This is a genomic window from Streptomyces cinerochromogenes (genome assembly GCF_014648635.1).
In the GTDB taxonomy this organism is placed as follows: domain Bacteria; phylum Actinomycetota; class Actinomycetes; order Streptomycetales; family Streptomycetaceae; genus Streptomyces; species Streptomyces cinerochromogenes.
Genome location: NZ_BMRM01000012.1, coordinates 288929 through 306824 on the forward strand (window position 1 = coordinate 288929; position 17896 = coordinate 306824).

Annotated in this window: 19 protein-coding genes; 12 read left to right on the top strand and 7 right to left on the bottom strand. The window is 71.9% G+C overall.

Annotated elements, in window-relative coordinates; translation table 11 throughout:
• Positions 1-115: 115 nt before the first annotated feature.
• The gene (gene hisN / locus IEZ20_RS24150) at positions 116-916 is read right to left on the bottom strand and encodes a histidinol-phosphatase (protein ID WP_189302188.1); all 801 of its coding nucleotides are present in this window, start codon (positions 914-916) and stop codon (positions 116-118) included.
• A gap of 165 nt (positions 917-1081) precedes the next feature.
• Between hisN and IEZ20_RS24155 the strand changes: the two genes are divergently transcribed.
• A complete protein-coding gene (locus tag IEZ20_RS24155) occupies positions 1082-1693 on the top strand; it encodes a TetR/AcrR family transcriptional regulator (protein ID WP_189302190.1) in 612 nt (203 codons plus the stop codon).
• On the opposite strand, the gene IEZ20_RS24160 is transcribed toward IEZ20_RS24155, so the two are convergent.
• The 4 genes from IEZ20_RS24160 to IEZ20_RS24175 form a co-directional block, all read right to left on the bottom strand.
• Positions 1690-2013 carry a DMT family transporter gene (locus IEZ20_RS24160; protein WP_189302192.1) on the bottom strand — a complete coding sequence of 108 codons (324 nt, stop codon included), beginning with the start codon at positions 2011-2013 and terminating at the stop codon, positions 1690-1692. The two genes, IEZ20_RS24155 and IEZ20_RS24160, sit on opposite strands and share 4 nt — an antisense overlap.
• A gap of 109 nt (positions 2014-2122) precedes the next feature.
• Positions 2123-3133, bottom strand: a complete 1011-nt coding sequence (rsgA, locus tag IEZ20_RS24165) for a ribosome small subunit-dependent GTPase A (protein ID WP_189302194.1) — start codon at positions 3131-3133, stop codon at positions 2123-2125.
• Between the two features lie 11 nt (positions 3134-3144).
• Positions 3145-4461: a 3-phosphoshikimate 1-carboxyvinyltransferase gene (gene aroA / locus IEZ20_RS24170; RefSeq protein WP_189302197.1), complete on the bottom strand. Its 1317-nt coding sequence runs from the start codon at positions 4459-4461 to the stop codon at positions 3145-3147.
• Positions 4462-4489: 28 nt separating this feature from the next.
• The gene (locus tag IEZ20_RS24175; protein WP_189302199.1) at positions 4490-5212 is read right to left on the bottom strand and encodes a M50 family metallopeptidase; all 723 of its coding nucleotides are present in this window, start codon (positions 5210-5212) and stop codon (positions 4490-4492) included.
• A gap of 50 nt (positions 5213-5262) precedes the next feature.
• Here IEZ20_RS24175 and IEZ20_RS24180 point away from each other — a divergent pair, with 50 nt between their 5' ends.
• The 10 genes from IEZ20_RS24180 (at position 5263) to IEZ20_RS24225 (ending at position 15349) form a co-directional block, all read left to right on the top strand.
• Positions 5263-6078 carry an SOS response-associated peptidase gene (locus IEZ20_RS24180; protein ID WP_189302201.1) on the top strand — a complete coding sequence of 272 codons (816 nt, stop codon included), beginning with the start codon at positions 5263-5265 and terminating at the stop codon, positions 6076-6078.
• 1 nt (position 6079) lies between these two features.
• Complete coding sequence (locus tag IEZ20_RS24185; protein WP_189302203.1) at positions 6080-6706, top strand: alpha/beta hydrolase family protein; 627 nt, start codon at positions 6080-6082, stop codon at positions 6704-6706.
• Positions 6707-7016: 310 nt separating this feature from the next.
• A complete protein-coding gene (gene sigR / locus IEZ20_RS24190; protein ID WP_189302205.1) occupies positions 7017-7712 on the top strand; it encodes an RNA polymerase sigma factor SigR in 696 nt (231 codons plus the stop codon).
• A complete protein-coding gene (gene rsrA / locus IEZ20_RS24195) occupies positions 7709-8020 on the top strand; it encodes a mycothiol system anti-sigma-R factor (RefSeq protein WP_030992505.1) in 312 nt (103 codons plus the stop codon). Before sigR ends, rsrA begins: the two co-directional genes overlap by 4 nt.
• A gap of 144 nt (positions 8021-8164) precedes the next feature.
• On the top strand, positions 8165-9469 hold the full coding sequence (locus IEZ20_RS24200; protein WP_189302207.1) for an HD-GYP domain-containing protein: 1305 nt from the start codon (positions 8165-8167) through the stop codon (positions 9467-9469).
• Positions 9470-9510: 41 nt separating this feature from the next.
• Positions 9511-10794, top strand: a complete 1284-nt coding sequence (locus IEZ20_RS24205) for an HD-GYP domain-containing protein (protein ID WP_189302268.1) — start codon at positions 9511-9513, stop codon at positions 10792-10794.
• 98 nt (positions 10795-10892) lie between these two features.
• The gene (locus tag IEZ20_RS24210) at positions 10893-11873 is read left to right on the top strand and encodes a hypothetical protein (RefSeq protein WP_189302209.1); all 981 of its coding nucleotides are present in this window, start codon (positions 10893-10895) and stop codon (positions 11871-11873) included.
• 62 nt (positions 11874-11935) lie between these two features.
• Complete coding sequence (gene def / locus IEZ20_RS24215) at positions 11936-12586, top strand: peptide deformylase (protein WP_189302212.1); 651 nt, start codon at positions 11936-11938, stop codon at positions 12584-12586.
• A gap of 292 nt (positions 12587-12878) precedes the next feature.
• On the top strand, positions 12879-13964 hold the full coding sequence (gene cyc1 / locus IEZ20_RS24220; RefSeq protein ID WP_189302270.1) for an epi-isozizaene synthase: 1086 nt from the start codon (positions 12879-12881) through the stop codon (positions 13962-13964).
• Complete coding sequence (locus IEZ20_RS24225; protein ID WP_189302214.1) at positions 13961-15349, top strand: bifunctional albaflavenone monooxygenase/terpene synthase; 1389 nt, start codon at positions 13961-13963, stop codon at positions 15347-15349. Before cyc1 ends, IEZ20_RS24225 begins: the two co-directional genes overlap by 4 nt.
• 19 nt (positions 15350-15368) lie before the next feature.
• Here IEZ20_RS24225 and IEZ20_RS24230 read toward each other — a convergent pair whose 3' ends face one another.
• The gene (locus IEZ20_RS24230; RefSeq protein ID WP_189302217.1) at positions 15369-16331 is read right to left on the bottom strand and encodes a GlxA family transcriptional regulator; all 963 of its coding nucleotides are present in this window, start codon (positions 16329-16331) and stop codon (positions 15369-15371) included.
• A gap of 93 nt (positions 16332-16424) precedes the next feature.
• On the opposite strand from IEZ20_RS24230, the gene IEZ20_RS24235 reads away from it, so the two are divergent.
• Positions 16425-16637, top strand: coding sequence for a hypothetical protein (locus tag IEZ20_RS24235; RefSeq protein ID WP_229896237.1), 213 nt, complete (start codon positions 16425-16427; stop codon positions 16635-16637).
• Positions 16638-16718: 81 nt separating this feature from the next.
• Here IEZ20_RS24235 and IEZ20_RS24240 read toward each other — a convergent pair whose 3' ends face one another.
• On the bottom strand, positions 16719-17732 hold the full coding sequence (locus IEZ20_RS24240; protein ID WP_189302219.1) for a ribonucleotide-diphosphate reductase subunit beta: 1014 nt from the start codon (positions 17730-17732) through the stop codon (positions 16719-16721).
• Positions 17733-17896 lie beyond the last annotated feature (164 nt).

Genomic DNA, 17896 nt, shown 5'->3' on the forward strand with positions numbered 1-17896 from the left:
CAGTTCAGGGATTCACAAGTTCACATGTGGGGGTGGACTCAGAGTGCCAGGTAAAGGGGGAGTCAACAAGGGGGCGCGCGAAGCCACTTGAGGGCGTACCGGGAGTACTCCCCTTTCATCGACGCGGCTTGAGATACCCCAGCAGCTCGTCGTGGAGCAGCCCGTTGGAGGCCGCCGCGTCGCCACTGTGCGGGCCCGGGCGGCCGTCGAGACCGGTGAACGTGCCGCCCGCCTCCGTCACGATGATCGCGTTGGCGGCCATGTCCCACAGGGACAGCTCCGGCTCGGCGCAGATGTCCACGGAACCCTCGGCGACCATCATGTACGGCCAGAAGTCCCCGTACGCGCGCGTGCGCCACACCTGGCGGGTGAGGTCCAGGAAGCCGTCCAGGCGGCCCTGCTCCTCCCAGCCGGACAGCGAGGAGTACGCGAACGAGGCGTCCGCGAGCTTGCCGACCCGGGAGACGTGGATGCGGGTCGCGGAGGTGAGGTTGCGGCCGGTGAACGCGCCGTGGCCCTTCGCGGCCCACCAGCGGCGGCCGAGGGCGGGGGCGGAGACCACGCCGACCACGGGCTGGTAGCCGTCCTCGCCGGCCTCCATCAGCGAGATGAGCGTGGCCCACACCGGGACACCGCGCACGTAGTTCTTGGTGCCGTCGATCGGGTCGACGACCCAGCGGCGGGGGCCGCTGCCCTCGATGCCGTACTCCTCGCCGAGGACGGCGTCCCGGGGGCGGGCGCGCTGGAGCTGGCCGCGGATCAGTTCTTCCGCCGCCTTGTCCGCTTCGCTCACCGGCGTCATGTCCGGCTTCGTCTCCACCTTCAGGTCGAGGGCCTTGAAGCGGGCCGTGGTGGCGGCGTCGGCGGCGTCCGCGAGGACGTGGGCGAGGCGCAGGTCGTCGAGGTAGTCGGGCATGTAAGGAACCGTATCCGTCGTGGTCGGTACCGGGCTACAGGGGGCGTGGGCGGCGCGACCGCCCGCACCGGTCGTACGCCTGTGTACGACCGGTGCGAACCCTTGACAGTGCGTACAAGCACGTCAAATCTGGGCGCAGAGTCGCCGTGCCCCAGGGAGGCGAGGATGCCTGCTGCCCGGGAATCGCTGTTGGACGCCGCCTACCGGGCGCTCGCGCGCCGGCCCTGGTCCGCGGTGCGGATGGTCGACGTGGCCGTGCAGGCGGGGGTGTCCCGGCAGACCCTGTACAACGAGTTCGGCAGCAAGGACGGTCTGGCCAGGGCACTGGTGCGGCGGGAGGCCGACGGATACCTCGCCGGTGTCGAGCGGGCCCTCGCCGGCTCGGCCGGGGCGCGGGACCGGCTGACCGCCACCGCCGAGTGGACGGCCGCGGCGGCCCGGGAGAACGCGCTGGTGCGGGCCATGCTCACCGGCTGCTGGACCGAGTGGCTGCCGAGCCCGCCGCTCACCGCCGTACCCTCCACCACCGCGGTACCGGCGCAGCGCCGGGCGGACGGGCCGCTGCCGGCGCCCCGCGACTTCGTGCGGATCGTCCGGGACCGCGCGGCGACCGCGCTGGCCGGCCCCGGCGCGGACCCGGCCGACACCGCCGAACTGCTCCGCTCCTGCGAACTGGTCGTACGCCTCGCCCTGTCCTGTGTGGCGGCTCCGCCCGGCGAGGGAGGGATGGGGGAGCTGGTGCGGGCCGTGCTGCCGCGGCACCTGTCCTCGCCCTAGTGCGCCGACCCCGACAACTGGAGGCCGATCACCCCGACGATGACCAGGGTGATCGAGACGATCTTCAGGGTGGAGACCAGGTCGCCGAGGAAGACCATGCCGTAGATCGCGGTGCCCGCCGCGCCGATGCCGGTCCAGACGGCGTAGGCCGGACCGACGTCCAGCTTCTTCAGGGAGAGGGTGAGCAGACCGAAGCTGCCCAGGGCGAACGACGCGAAGGCGATCGTCGGCCACAGGCGGGTGAACCCGTGCGAGAGCTTCAGGCACACGGCGAAACCGGTCTCCAGAATCCCGGCCACTATGACCAGCAGCCACGCCATGTGCGTTCCTCCCGTTGGTCCGGATCTCCGGCTGGTGCGATTATGCACTTACCGGACTCACGCCACGGCAAACAACGCCAGGCTCAGTCGTCTTCGGGCAACGCCAGGCTCAGTCGCCTTCCGTGCGCTCCCTGGTGGCCAGCAGCCGGCGCAGCGAGTACAGCCGTGCCGGGTCCGCGTGCCCCTCCTCGACCCACGCGTCCAGCGCGCAGTCCGGCTCGTCGTGGCTGCACGCGCGCGGGCAGCCCTCCGTGCCCGGTTCGAGGTCCGGGAAGGCGTGGATCACCCGGGACGGGTCGACGTGGGCCAGGCCGAAGGAGCGGACCCCCGGGGTGTCGACGACCCAGCCGCCCGCACCGGTCAGCGGCAGGGCGAGAGCCGAGGTGGTGGTGTGCCGGCCGCGGCCCGTCACCGCGTTCACATGGCCCGTCATCCGCCGGCGCTCCTCGGGCACCAGCGCGTTCACCAGGGTCGTCTTGCCGACGCCGGAGTGGCCCACGAACGCGGTGATCTTGCCGTCGAGATGGGCGCGCACCCGGTCCGCCGCGCCCCCGCTCTCCAGCTCCTCGCGGCTGGTGACGACGTACGGGATGTCCAGGGCTCCGTACAGCTCCAGCAGCTTGTCCGGCGAGGCCAGGTCCGACTTGGTCATCACCAGCAGCGGCTCCAGGCCGCCGTCGAAGGCGGCGACCAGGCAGCGGTCGATCAGCCGGGGGCGGGGCTCGGGGTCGGCCAGGGCCGTGACGATCGCCAGCTGGTCCGCGTTCGCCACGACCACCCGCTCGTACGGATCGTCGTCGTCGGCCGTGCGCCGCAGCACCGACGTGCGCTCCTCGATGCGGACGATCCGCGCGAGGGTGTCCTTCGCGCCGGACAGGTCGCCGACCAGGGCCACCCGGTCGCCGACCACGGCCGCCTTGCGGCCCAGCTCGCGGGCCTTCATCGCCATCACGACCCGGTCCTCGACCAGGCAGGTCAGCCGCCCCCGGTCGACGGTGAGGACCATCCCCTCGGCCGCGTCCTCGTGCTTGGGCCGGATGTTCGTCCGCGGCCGGTTGCCCTTGCGGTTGGGACGGCTGCGGATGTCGTCCTCGTCGGTGTGCTTGCCGTAGCGGCGCATGGCGTACGTCCCTACTGCCCGAGCATCCCGGTCCACAGCTCGGGGAAGTCCGGCAGGGTCTTCGCCGTCGTCGCGACGTTCTCGATCTGCACGCCCGGCACGGCCAGGCCGATGATCGCACCGGCGGTCGCCATGCGGTGGTCCTCGTAGGTGTGGAAGGTCCCGCCGTGCAGCGGGCGCGGGCGGATGTGCAGGCCGTCGGCCGTCTCGGTGACGTCGCCGCCCAGCCCGTTGATCTCCTTGGTGAGCGCGGCCAGCCGGTCCGTCTCGTGCAGCCGCAGATGGGCCACGCCTCGCAGGGTGGAGGGGGAGTCGGCGAGCGCGGCGACCGCCGCGATGCCCGGGGTCAGCTCGCCCACGTCGCCCAGGTCCACGTCGATACCGTGGATCGCACCCGAACCGGTGAACTCCAGGCCGTAGTCGGTGAGTTCACAGGAACCGCCCATCTCGGTGAAGATCTCCCGCAGCCGGTCGCCCGGCTGGGTGGTGCGGGCCGGCCAGTCCGGGATCAGCACCTTGCCGCCGGTGACCAGGGCCGCCGCCAGGAACGGCTGCGCGTTGGACAGGTCCGGCTCGATCGTCAGGTCCCGGCCGAGCAGCGCGCCCGGGGTCACCCGCCACACGTTCGGCTCGCCGCCCGACTCCGGGGTGTCCACCTGGGCGCCGACCGCGCGCAGCATGTCCACCGTCATCCGGATGTGCGGCATCGAGGGCAGGCTGGCGCCGGTGTGGCGGACCTCGACGCCCTGGTTGAAGCGGGGGCCGGACAGCAGCAGCGCGGACACGAACTGGGAGGACGAGGAGGCGTCGACCGACACCGGGCCGCCGTCCAGGGCGCCGCCGCCGTGCACGGTCAGGGGCAGGGCGCCCCGGCCGTCGTCGTCGATCCGGGCACCGAGCGCCCGCAGCGCGTCGATGACGCCGTTCAGGGGACGCTCGTACGACCGCGGGTCCCCGTCGAACCGGATGGGCCCGTCGGCCAGCGCGGCCACCGGCGGCAGGAACCGCATCACCGTGCCCGCGTTGCCGACGTCGACCGTGGCCGGGCCGCGCAGCCCCGTCGGCAGCACCCGCCAGGCCTCGCCGGTGCCGTCGGGGCCCACCCCCTCCTCGATCTCGACGCCCATGGCCCTGAGGGCCCCGGCCATCAGCAGGGTGTCCCGGGACCGCAGCGGGCGGCGCAGCCAGCCGGGCTCCGAGGCCAGGGCGGCCAGGACCAGGGCGCGGTTGGTGACCGACTTGGACCCCGGCACGTGGACCGTCGCGTCGACGGCTCCGCTCGCGTGCGGGGCGGGCCAGAGGGCGGGAGAGGCGGTGTTCGGGGCCATGAGGCCACTTTATAAGGAGGGCCCGGTGTCAACCTTCCAGCAGCCAGCGGCCCCCGCCGATCAGCGAGCACAGCGACACCGCGTGGAACAGGAACAGCCACAGGCCCGCCGGTACGTGCGTCAGCCGCGACAGCTGGTCCGCGTCCGAGTCGCCCGCGCCTCCCCGCGACCGCTTGGCCTGCAGCTCGAACGGCGGCCGTACCCCGCCGAACAGCAGGAACCACACCACCGCGTACGCGAACGCCGCCTGCACCTGCGGACCCGCCAGCCAGGACACCAGCAGGAAGGCCCCGCCGGCGAGGACCACGGTCAGCACGCCGTACGCGTTGCGGATCATCACCAGCATCGCCGCCAGCAGGGCGGTGGCCGCCCACAGCAGGAGGGTGATCCGCCCGGCGGCCAGCAGCGCGGCCCCGCCGAGGCCCAGCAGGGAGGGCGCGGTGTATCCCGCGGCGGCCGTGAGGATCATGCCCAGCCCGTACGGCTTGCCCCGGCTCACGGTCAGCCCGCTGGTGTCGGAGTGCAGCCGGATACCGGCGAGCTGCCGGCCGGTGAGCAGGGCGATCAGACCGTGGCCGCCCTCGTGCGCGATGGTGACCGCGTTGCGGGATATCCGCCACACCGGGTGGGGGACCACCACGGCGAGCGCCGCCCCCAGGGTGGCCAGCACCACCCACAGACCGGGATCGGGCTGGGTCCCGGTGAGCCGGTCCCAGAGGTCGGGCAGCGCGGTGGCGGCGAGGCTGTCCATGGGGGCTGCTGGCTCCCTTTCGGTGTGCGGAATCTGGCAGTGTGGCACGTATGTGCGGACGGTATGCATCGAGTCGTAGGCCCGAGGATCTCGCAGGAGTCTTCGAGGTCGAGAAGTGGGAGCCCGAGGAGACCCTGGAGCCCGACTACAACGTCGCGCCCACCAAGGAGGTCTACGCCGTCCTCGACCGCCCCCTGAAAGACGCGGACTCCCCGCGTCCGGTTCGCCAGCTGCGCCGGCTCAGGTGGGGCCTGGTCCCGTCCTGGGCCAAGACCCCCGAGGGCGGCGCCCGGATGATCAACGCCCGCGCGGAGACCGTGCACGAGAAACCCGCCTTCCGGCGCGCCTTCGCCGCCCGCCGCTGCATCCTGCCCGCCGACGGCTACTACGAGTGGGTCACCGGCAGGCAGGAGCGCGAGCTGGAGGTGGAGGGGAAGAAGAAGCGGCCCCGCAAGCAGCCGTACTTCGTGCTGCCCGCCGACGGCTCGGTGTTCGCGATGGCCGGACTGTACGAGTTCTGGCGCGACCGGACCCTGCCCGACGACCACCCCCGGGCCTGGTGGGTGACCTGCTCGGTGATCACCACCGAGGCGGAGCGGACCCCGCTGGCCGCCGCCCCCGCCGAGGGCCCGCACTCCCTCGCCGAGATCCACCCCCGGATGCCGCTGATGCTCACCCCGGACCGCTGGGACGCCTGGCTCGACCCCTCCCGCACCGACCCCGACGACCTGCGCGAACTGCTCGCCCCGCCCCCGGCCGGCCTGATGCGCGCCTACCCGGTCCCCACGGCCGTCAGCAACGTCCGCAACAACGGTCCGGAGCTGCTGAAGGAGCTCGAAGCGCCGGAAGAGGGCACACTCTTCTAGCGTGATCGAGATTGTCGAGACCGACGCCGGGACCGCCCGCATCACCTGGCACAAAGCGAAGCAGGCACGGCTCGTGCTGGCCGTGGGCCACGGGGCGGGCGGTGGCATCGAGGCACGGGACCTGCAGGCGCTCGCCCGGGTGCTCCCGGAGCACGGCGTGACCGTGGCCCTCGTGGAACAGCCCTGGCGCGTCGCCGGGAAGAAGGTCGCCCCCGCGCCGAAGACCCTGGACACCGGCTGGCGCGGCGTCTGGCCCGCGCTGTCCGGGATGGAGCTGCCGGTGATCTCCGGCGGCCGCAGCGCCGGGGCCCGGGTCGCCTGCCGTACGGCGGCCGAGCTGGGCGCGCACGCCGTGCTCGCGCTCGGCTTCCCGCTGCACCCGCCGGGCAGGCCCGAGAAGTCCCGCGCCGGGGAACTGCTGGCCGCCGGGGTGCCGACGCTGGTCGTCCAGGGCGGCAACGACCCCTTCGGCAAGCCGGAGGAGTTCCCCGACGGTGACTTCGGGCTGATCGAGGTGCCGTACGGGGATCACGGGTTCGCGGTGCCCAAGCGGGCGGAGATCACCGGGGAGCGGGCCCTGGAGATCATTACCGACGGTGTCGTGGAGTGGATCGCGTCACTCGGGTGACCCCCGGGAATGCCGCGCGGCGCACCTCTGTTGAGGCGGACAGAAGTGCTGAGGCCTCGGCACCGACGTCGTAGGAGAGGAAGTCCGCCGCATGGGTTCGACCATCTGCCCTCCCGCCACCCGCCACCACCCCGTGGACGGGCTGTGCCCGGCAGAGTTCGATTCGAGCCGTACGCGGAGCGCCGACCTGGACTGGACGGTGCTGCACGCGGCCAAGACCGCTCCTGCTCGAGCGGCGGCGGGTACGGGTCGTGTTCTATCCTCCGAATCGAGTGGGATCGGTTTCGGTCCCGCCCGGGATCTTGAGGAGGTGGGTCCGGTCACCGGTACCGACGCAGGGACCGACAACGGCCAGGCGGAGCTGCCCGAGGGCCAGGGCGCCGGCGCGGACGCGTCCGACGAGACGACCACGGAGCGCAGCGCGCGCTTCGAGCGGGACGCGCTCGAGTTCCTCGACCAGATGTACTCGGCGGCGCTGCGCATGACGCGCAACCCCGCCGACGCCGAGGACCTGGTGCAGGAGACGTACGCCAAGGCGTACGCGTCCTTCCACCAGTTCCGCGAGGGCACCAACCTCAAGGCGTGGCTGTACCGCATCCTCACCAACACCTTCATCAACTCCTACCGCAAGAAGCAGCGCGAGCCCCAGCGCTCCGCCGCGGAGGAGATCGAGGACTGGCAGCTCGCCCGCGCCGAGTCGCACATGTCGACCGGTCTGCGCTCCGCCGAGTCGCAGGCGCTCGACCACCTGCCCGACTCGGACGTGAAGGAAGCCCTGCAGGCGATCCCCGAGGAGTTCCGCATCGCCGTCTACCTCGCGGACGTAGAGGGCTTTGCCTACAAGGAGATCGCGGACATCATGGGGACACCCATCGGGACGGTGATGTCCCGGCTGCACCGGGGCCGCCGTCAACTGCGCGGCATGCTGGAGGACTACGCCCGTGAGCGCGGACTGGTCCCGGCCGGCGCCGGAGAGTCGAACGAAGCGAAAGGCTCGGGCTCATGAGCTGCGGAGAGCCGCACGAGACGGACTGCAGTGAGGTCCTCGACCATCTGTACGAGTTCCTCGACAGCGAGATGCCGGACGTCGACCGCGACAAGTTCCAGCACCACTTCGAGGAATGCTCGCCGTGCCTGGAGAAGTACGGCCTGGAGCAGGCCGTGAAGAAGCTGGTGAAGCGGTGCTGCGGTCATGACGACGTGCCCGCTGACCTGCGGGCCAAGGTCATGGGGCGGATCGACCTGATCCGCTCCGGGCAGACCGTCCCCGAGCACGACGTGACCAGGGCCCCGGCGGCACCGCAGGAGTCCTGACCCGCCTCCCGACCTGCCCGGGACACGGACGGGACGCATCACCCGAACGTGCTAATCCTCAGGTCATAGGCCCCGCACCCGCCGATCCCCGTCCTACGCTCCGAGCCTGGACGGGCACGGCCAGGGAGGTCGGGGAGGGACGCGATGGACGCGGTACCGGCGGGCGCACGCGGCTATGTGACCGGCGTCGCCCTGCTGTCCGTCCTCTGCCTCCTGCCCCTGCCGGCGACGCACACCCCCTGGGGGGCGTCGGCCCTGCTCGCCGCGGTCTACGCGGCCTGCGAGCACGTCGTGCGGCGCCGCTTCGGCGGCCCGTTCTACCCGGTCCTGCTCGCCGGCGCGTTCCTGCTGCCCCCACCGGCCGCCGCGCTCGTCGCGGTGCCCGCCGCCCTGCTCTCGCCGGTCGAGCACCGGCCCGCGCTGCCGCGGCGCGTCTGGCGGGCCGCGCAGCCCGCGCTCGCCGTGTGGGCCGCCGCCCGCGTGCACGAGGGGCTCGGCGGCCGGGACACGCTCGCCGGCTCCGACTTCCCGTGCACCCTGCTGCCCGCCGGTGCGGCCGTGCTCGCCTTCTGCCTGGTGCTCACCGCGCTCGACGGCGGGCTGCGCGCGGCGGCCGGGCTGGTGCCGCCGCGGCGGGCCTGGCGCGGGCTGCTGGCCCGCCACCTCGCTCCCGTCGCCGTCCACGGACTCGCCGGCCTGATGATGGCCGTGCTGTGGCGCAGCCCGTACGGCCCGGTCGCCGCGCTCCTCGTGCTGCTGCCGATGTGCGTCTCCTGGTGGGTGTTCGCCCAGTACCACCGCGAACGCGCCGCCCACCAGGCCACCATCCGCGCCCTCGTGCAGGCCGTCGACATCAAGGACGGCTACACCCGCGGGCACAGCGAACGCGTCGGACAGGCCTCCGTGCTGATCGCCCGCGAACTCGGTATGGACGACGACCGCGTGGAGGTGCTCCGCTTCGCCGGCATCCTGCACGACGTCGGGAAACTCGGCGTGCCCACCCGGCTGCTGCGCAAGAACGGCCCGCTCACCCCCGAGGAGCGGCGGATCATCGAGCTGCACCCGGAGTACGGCCACGAGATGGTCCGCGGCATCTCCTTCCTCGGCGAGGCCCGCGCGGCCATCCTCCACCACCACGAGCGGCTCGACGGCAGCGGCTACCCGTACGGCCTGAGCGGCGACCGGATCCCCGAGTGCGCGCGGATCGTCGCCGTCGCGGACGCCTTCGACGCCATGACCTCCACCCGCTGCTACAGCCGGGCCCGCCCGGTCGAGGCCGCCGTCGCCGAGCTGGAGCGCTGCGCCGGCGCGCACTTCGACCCCCGCATCGTCGGCGCCCTGGCCCGCGCCCTGCGCCGCTCCGGCTGGCACCCGGCGGTCACCGCCGACGAACCGGCCCACGACAGCCCGCCCGCGGAGCGCACCGCCGGCACCGGAGCGTCCCGGTGAGGCCCGCCTGGGGGGACGGCCGCCGGCACCGGGTCGTCCCGGTGACGGTGCTGCGGCTCATCCACGGCGCCGCCGCCCTCGTCGCGGCCGGCTCCCTCGCCGCCACCCTGTGGACCGGCCTGCACGACCGGGGCGTCGCGCTCGCCTTCGGCGTGCTCATCACCGTGGGCGAGCTGACCCGGTGGAGCCACACCCAGGGGCGCCGGCAGGCCGCACCCCTCGGCGCCGCCTGCTCCCTCGCGTACGCCCTGCTGGGCGCCGACGCCGGACGGCCCAGCCAGCACGGCGCCGCCCAGGTCGTCACCGTCGTCCTCGTCGCCACCGTGCTCGGTGCCGTCCCGCACATCTGGTCCGGCGGCAGCCCCACAGCCGACCACCTGGCCCGCCGCCTCCTCACCGTCGGCTTCGCCGCCGTCTGCTTCCAACCCCTCTACAACCGGGGCGTCTTCACCCCCTGGAGCGGCCCCGCCTACGCCCTGCTGCTGCTCACCCTGCTCGCCCTCACCTCCCTGTGCGGCGCCGTGCTGGCCGCCGCGCTCGCCCGCTGCCGCACCCGCTGGCCGTTCGTCCCGCTGCTCCGCGAGGAGCTGCGCGGGCTGCTCGGCATCGGCTCCGCCGTCTGCGCGACCGGCGCGGTGATGGCGCTCGCGGTCGCCGTCGTCGGCCTGTGGGCGCTGCCCGTGTTCTGCCTGCCCATGCTGCTCGTCCAGCTGTCCCTGCGCCGGTACGCGGCCGTCCGCGCCACCTACCGGCAGACCATCGCCTCCCTCGCCCGCGCCACCGAGATCGCCGGCTGCACCCCCGCCGGGCACGCCCACCGCGTCGCCGCGCTCAGCCAGGCCGTCGGCCGGGACCTCGGTCTGACCGGCCCCGAACTGACCGTCCTGGAGTACGCGGCGCTGATGCACGACATCGGCCAGCTCAGCCTGGTCGACCCGGTGCCGGGCGGCGCCACCGCCGCCCTGCCCGCCGTGGAGCAGCGGCGGATCGCCCTGCTCGGCGGGGCCGTCGTCCGGCAGACCGGCGTCGACCCGGCCGTCGCCGTGGTCGTGGAGCGGCAGGCCGACCCCTACCCCGAGCAGCCGCTCGCCGCCCGCATCGTCCGGGCCGTGAACGCCTACGAGGAGAGGACCCGGGGCGCCGGCCCCGACGGTCCGCTGCGCGCGCTGGAGGAGCTGCGGCTCTCCGCCGCCGGGACCTACGCCCCCGAGGTCGTGGAGTCGCTCGCCCGGGTGCTGGCACGGTCCCCCGGCACCCGCGAGCCCGCGCCGGTGAGACGAACAGGACTGTCTGACCCCCTGCCCGGCTGGGTAACCCATGGGTAATGAGCGCCTTTCCCGCCGTACGTGGTTGGATGCGAGGGAGAGGTGTCCGGGGGCACAAGCCAGCCCACAGCGGGAAATGGAACTGGCAGGCGGGAATCGTGAGGATCTTCGGCAAGGGACGGCACCGGCCCTCCGCCTCCTGGCGGCAGGCCACCGACCGGGCGTTCACACTCATCGGCGACGGCCGGTACGAGGACGCGGGCGAGCTGCTCACACGCGCCGCCGACCTGGAACCCTGGCTGTCGGAGTCCTGGTTCAACCTGGCGCTGCTGCACAAGTTCCGGCACGACTGGGAGCAGGCCCGCGCGGCCGGACTGCGCGCGGTCGCCCTGCTCGACCGGGAGACCGGGGCGCCCGACTGGTGGAACGTCGGCATCGCCGCGACCGCCCTGCAGGACTGGCCGCTGGCCCGCCGCGCCTGGCAGGCGTACGGGCTGAAGGTGCCCGGGGGCTCCGCCGCCGCCGCGGAGCCGGTCGGCATGGAGCTGGGCAGCGCGGCCGTACGGCTCTCCCCGGAGGGCGAGGCCGAGGTCGTCTGGGGCCGCAGGCTGGATCCGGCCCGGCTGGAGGTGCTGTCCATCCCGCTTCCCTCGTCCGGGCGGCGCTGGGGCGAGGTCGTGCTGCACGACGGCGTCCCGCACGGCGAGCGCACCACGTCCACCGGGCACTCCTACCCGGTCTTCGACGAGATCGAGCTGTGGGCGCCGTCGCCCGTCCCCACCTGGGTGGTCCTGCTGGAGGCGGCCACCGAGGCGGACCGGGACGCGCTGGAGCAGCTCGCCGCGGACGCGGGGTTCGCCGCGGAGGACTGGTCGTCCTCGGTGCGGCTGCTGTGCCGGATGTGCAGCGAGTCCCGGATGCCGTCCGACGAGGGCGAGGGCGTGCACCTCGACCCGCACGACCACAGCGAGCCGGGCCATCCCGGGCCGCTGGGGCACCGGACGGACGGGCAGCTGTGGGTGCCGGAGCGGGAGTGCGGGGTGGCCGCGCCGGCCTCGCTGGTCCGGGGGCTGCTCGACGGGTGGGTCGCGGACAGCCCGGACTCGCGTGACTGGCGGGATCTGGAAGAGGTCTGCTGACCGGTCGCCGTACCCTGTATCAGCATCACTCCCTGTTTTTCCGAGGAAGGCGTACGTCGGTCATGGCGCAGCAGGACACCGATCAGCAGCACGCGGGCGTGCTCCCCGTCGACGACGAGGGCTACGTCGTCGACACGGAGGACTGCGAGGAGCGCGAGAGGGCCTGGCGTGAGCGGGGCACCTCGCGGCCGATCACGGTCGTCGGCAACCCGGTGCTGCACAAGGAGTGCAGGGACGTCACCGACTTCGGCGAGGAGCTGCAGCAGCTGGTCGCCGACATGTTCGCCAGCCAGCGCACCGCCGAGGGCGTGGGCCTGGCCGCCAACCAGATCGGTGTCGACCTGAAGGTCTTCGTCTACGACTGCCCGGACGACGAGGGCGTCCGGCACGTCGGCGTGGTGTGCAACCCGAAGCTGGTGGACCTGCCCGCCGAGCGGCGCCGGCTGGACGACAGCAACGAGGGCTGCCTGTCCGTCCCCACGGCGTACGCGCCGCTCGCGCGCCCCGACTACGCCGAGGTGACCGGCCAGGACGAGCAGGGCAACCCGATCAAGGTCCGCGGCACCGGATACTTCGCGCGTTGTTTGCAGCACGAGACCGACCACCTCTACGGCTACCTGTACATCGACCGGCTGTCCAAGCGGGACCGCAAGGACGCGCTGCGGCAGATGGCCGAGAACGAGCCACGCTACCCCGTGGTCGCCAACGACTGAGCAGCACCGCGTACGCGGGGCGCCCCGGCCGGGATCTTTCCTGGCCGGGGCGCTTTCGTGATGCCGCTGCCCGTTCGTGCGTGCGTCGTACAGGCGATCCCTTCCGGGCTCCTGGTGATCCCTAATCAGTCACCCAAGGGGGGATTCTCGGCACCTTGGGGTAGTGAGTGAGGCAAATCCGTTCCCACGACGGTCAGTTGTGGTGCTGAATGGAAGTGCGGGGATACGCAACGGCGCACGCCCGGCACAACAGGAGGGGTGTGCGCTCCTGGCGGCTGAGAGGGGTTTGTTCGTGCAAGCTTTCCCACGCAGCACCACAGCGGCAGCGACGGCGGTCGTAGTCCCACCCTCACTGGCACTCCCGGTGATCGAGTCCGTCTTTCCCCGGCAGCTGCATCCGTATTGGCCGCAACTCCAGGAGAAGACACGGCTCTGGCTCCTGGATAAACGGCTCATGCCGGCGGACAAGGTGCAGGAATATGCCGACGGACTGTGCTACACCGACCTCATGGCGGGCTACTACACCTCGGCTTCCGAGGAGGTCCTGCAGGCCATAGCCGACTACAGCGCCTGGTTCTTCGTCTGGGACGACCGCCACGACCGCGACATCGTGCACGGCCGGGCGGCCGACTGGCGGCGGCTGCGGAACCGGCTGCACACGGCTCTCGACGCACCCAGGCACCACGTGCACCACCCCGACCCGGTCGTGGCCGCCTTCGCGGACAGCGTGCTGCGGCTGTACGGCTTCCTGCCGCCCACCTGGAACCAGCGGTTCGCCCGGCACTTCCACGCGGTGATCGAGGCCTACGACCGTGAATTCCGCAACCGCACCGAGGGGCGCATACCCGCGGTCGAGGAGTACCTCGCGCTGCGCCGGCTCACCTTCGCGCACTGGATATGGACGGACCTGCTGGAAATCAGTGCCGGCTGCGAACTCCCGGAGCGGGTGAGGAAAAACCCGGCCTACCGCCGGGCGGCGCTGCTCAGCCAGGAATTCGCCGCCTGGTACAACGACCTCTGCTCGCTGCCGAAGGAAATCGCGGGCGACGAGGTGCACAATCTCGGAATCAGCCTCATCACCCATGCGGGGCTGACCCTCGAAGAAGCGGTGGACGAAGTCAGGCGACGTGTCGAGGAATGCATCAGTGAATTCCTCGAAGCCGAACAGAGAGCCCTGGTGTTCGCCCGCGAACTCGACGACGGAACGGTCGGCGGCAAGGAACTGAGTGCCGCCGTCGAATCCTGCGTCGGAAGTATGCGCAACTGGTTCAGCTCCGTCTACTGGTTCCACCACGAGTCCGGTCGGTACATGGTCGACAGCTGGGACGACCGGTCCACGCCCCCGTACGTCACGAACGAAGCGGCAGGTGAGAAATGACCGTCGAGTCGGTGAAGCCCGAGACCCCCGAGACCCCCGGAACCCCGGGGACGCCCGCACTGAGCGAACCGCCCCTGGCCCAGGGCGCCGTACCGGTCCTCGGCCACGGCCTGAAACTGGTCCGCGACCCGCTGGCCTTCATGTCCGGGCTGCGCGAGCACGGAGACGTCGTACGCCTGAAACTCGGCCCCAAGACGGTGTACGCCGTGACGACGCCGGCGCTCACCGGAGCCCTGGCCCTGAGCCCCGACTTCAAGATCGACGGCCCGCTGTGGGAGTCCCTCGAAGGCCTGCTCGGCAAGGAGGGAGTGGCCACCGCCAACGGCCCCCGGCACCGGCGGCAGCGGCGCACCATCCAGCCCGCGTTCCGGCTCGACGCGATACCGGCCTACGGGCCGGTCATGGAGGAGGAGGCGCACGCGCTGACCGACCGCTGGAAACCCGGCGGGACCATCGACTGCACCTCCGAGTCCTTCCGCGTCGCCGTCCGTATCGCCGCCCGCTGCCTGCTGCGCGGCGAGTACATGGACGAGCGCGCGGAACGGCTCAGCACCGATCTCGCCACCGTCTTCCGCGGCATGTACCGGCGGATGGTCGTCCCGCTCGGGCCGCTCTACCGGCTGCCGTTTCCCGCCAACCGCGAATTCAACCGGGCACTGGCCGATTTGCATCTGCTGGTGGACGAGATCGTCGCCGAGCGGAGGGCATCTGGTCAAAAGCCGGACGATTTGCTGACGGCATTGCTGGAGGCGAAGGACGACAATGGCGATCCCATCGGGGAACAGGAGATCCACGACCAGGTCGTCGCGATACTCACCCCCGGCAGCGAAACAGTCGCGTCCACGATCATGTGGCTGTTGCAGGTCCTCGCCGAACACCCGGAACACGCCGAGAAGGTACGGACCGAGGTCGAATCCGTGACCGGTGGCCGACCCGTCGGATTCGCACACGTCCGCTCACTCACGCACACCAACAATGTGGTCGTCGAGGCCATGCGGCTCAGGCCCGCGGTATGGATATTGACGCGCCGCGCGGTGACCGACACCGCACTCGGCGGGTACCGCATTCCGGCCGGGGCGGACATCGTCTACAGCCCCTACGCGATCCAGCGCGACGCCCGCTCCTACGCCCGCCACCTCGACTTCGACCCCGACCGCTGGCGGCCCGAACGGGCCAAGGAGGTACCGAAGTACGCCATGAACCCGTTCAGCGTGGGCAACCGCAAGTGCCCCAGCGACCACTTCTCCATGACCCAGCTGAGCCTGATCACCGCGGCGGTCTCGGCGAAGTACCGCTTCGAGCAGGTCGGAGGGTCCGACGACACCACCCGCGTGGGCATCACGCTCCGCCCGCAGAACCTGCTGCTGCGGGCGATGCCCTGGTAGGCCTGGTACCGGCGCGCGCTCAGGCGGCCTGCGGGCCCCGGAACGCGCGCCGGTAGGCATTCGGGGTGGTCCCGAGCGCCCGGACGAACTGGTGGCGCAGCGCGGCGGCCGTACCGAACCCGGTGCGCCAGGCGATGGCGTCCATGGTCTCGTCCGTTCGTTCCAGCAACTCCTGGGCCAGCAGCACCCGTTGCCGCAGGATCCACCGGTAGGGCGTGGTCCCCGTCTCCTGCTGGAAGCGCCGGGCGAAGGTGCGCGGCGCCATGTGGGCGCGGGCGGCGAGCTGCTCGACCGTGACCTCCTGGTCGAGGTGGGCCTCCATCCACGCCAGCACCTCCCCGACCGTGTCGCAGGGCACCTTCGGCAGGGGACGCTCGATGAACTGGGCCTGCCCGCCGTCCCGGTGCGGCGGCACCACCATCCGGCGGGCGATCTTGTTGGCCACCTCCGGGCCCTGCTCCTTGCGCACGAGGTGCAGACAGGCGTCGATCCCGGCGGCGGTGCCCGCGGAGGTGATCACGGGGTCCTCGTCCACGTACAGCACGTCCGGCTCGACCGTGAGCCCGGGGTAGCGCCGGGCGAGTTGCTCGGCGTGGTGCCAGTGCACCGCACACCGCCGCCCGTCCAGCAGCCCCGCCGCGGCCAGCACGAACACCCCGGAGCAGACGCTGAGCACCCGTGTGCCCCGGTCCACGGCCCGCCGCAGCGCCGCCAGCAGCTCCGGCGGGTACGCGCGCTCCGTGTAGGTCTCACCGGCCGGCACGGCGATCAGATCGGCCTCCTCCAGCCGCTCCAGGCCGTACGGCGTGGACACGGTGAACCCGCAGTGGGTGCCCAGCTCGGGCCCCTCCGCCGACACCACGGCGAAGTCGTACACCGGCAGCCCCTCGTCACTGCGGTCGATGCCGAACACCTCGCACACGACACCCAGCTCGAAGGGATGCACCCCGTCCAGCAGCACGGCGGCCACGTTCTTCAGCATGCTGCCAGTGTGCCTCGACGATGGCAGTAATTCGAGGGTCTACGGCAGTCCTGCCACTCCCGGTCAGCAGCGTCCGGCGCGACAGTGGTGTCCATGAACGGAAACCAGATCGAAGGCCTGATCGGAATGCTCGCGACCCTGGGGATCCTGGTCCTCCTGATCCTCCCGTCCGCCCTCGGCGCCCTGCGCGAGTGGCGCATCGACCGGCAGCTCAGGCAGGCGGAACGCCCCCGCCCCGCCGCCCGGCAGCCGGCCGGCACCGCCGGGCCCCTCCGCAGGCACCGCGGCCTGACCCGTCACGCCTGACCGGAAAGCGAACGGCGCCGCCCGCCCCGCACCCCCTCGAAGGCGGTGCGGGCGGACGACGCCGAACGGGCTCCGGGACGGTCAGAAGTCCTCGTCCAGGTCGACGGTGCCCTCCACCGCGACCTGGTACGCCGACGGGCGGCGCTCGAAGAAGTTCGTCAGCTCCTGGACGCCCTGCAGCTCCATGAAGGAGAACGGGTTCTCCGAGCCGTACACCGGGGCGAAGCCCAGGCGGGTCAGGCGCTGGTCGGCGACGCACTCCAGGTACTGGCGCATGGAGTCGGTGTTCATGCCGGGCAGGCCGTCGCCGCACAGGTCGCGGGCGAACTGCAGCTCGGCCTCGACGGCTTCGCGGAGCATGTCGGTGACCTGCTGCTGGAGCTGGTCGTCGAAGAGCTCCGGCTCCTCTTTGCGGACGGTGTCGACCACGTCGAAGGCGAAGCTCATGTGCATGGTCTCGTCGCGGAACACCCAGTTGGTGCCGGTGGCGAGGCCGTGCAGCAGGCCGCGGCTGCGGAACCAGTAGACGTAGGCGAAGGCGCCGTAGAAGAACAGGCCCTCGATGCACGCGGCGAAGCAGATCAGGTTGAGCAGGAAGCGGCGGCGGTCGGCCTTGGTCTCCAGCCGGTCGATCTTCTCGACCTCGTTGATCCACTTGAAGCAGAACCCGGCCTTCTCGCGGATGGAGGGAATGTTCTCCACGGCGTCGAAGGCGGCGGCGCGGTCGTCCGGGTCGGGCAGGTAGGTGTCCAGCAAGGTCAGGTAGAACTGGACGTGGACGGCCTCCTCGAAGAGCTGGCGCGACAGGTACAGACGCGCCTCCGGGGAGTTGATGTGCTTGTACAGCGTCAGCACCAGGTTGTTCGCCACGATCGAGTCGCCCGTCGCGAAGAACGCGACCAGCCGGCCGATGAGGTGCTGCTCCTCGGGCGTGAGCTTGGCGAGGTCGGCGACGTCGGAGTGGAGGTCGACCTCCTCCACCGTCCAGGTGTTCTTGATCGCGTCCCGGTAGCGCTCGTAGAAGTCCGGGTAGCGCATCGGACGGAGCGTCAGCTCGAAGCCCGGGTCGAGCAGGTTGGCGTTACGGGTGGACATTACTGGCAGGCCTCGCAGGACTCGGGGTTCTCAAGGGAGCAGGCGATCGCGTCGGGGTCGACGGCCTGCTGCACGGGGATGGGCTTGGCGGCCTGCGCCTGGCCCTGGGCGGCGCGGGCGATGCGCGTGGCGGGGCGGGAGCGCAGGTAGTACGTCGTCTTCAG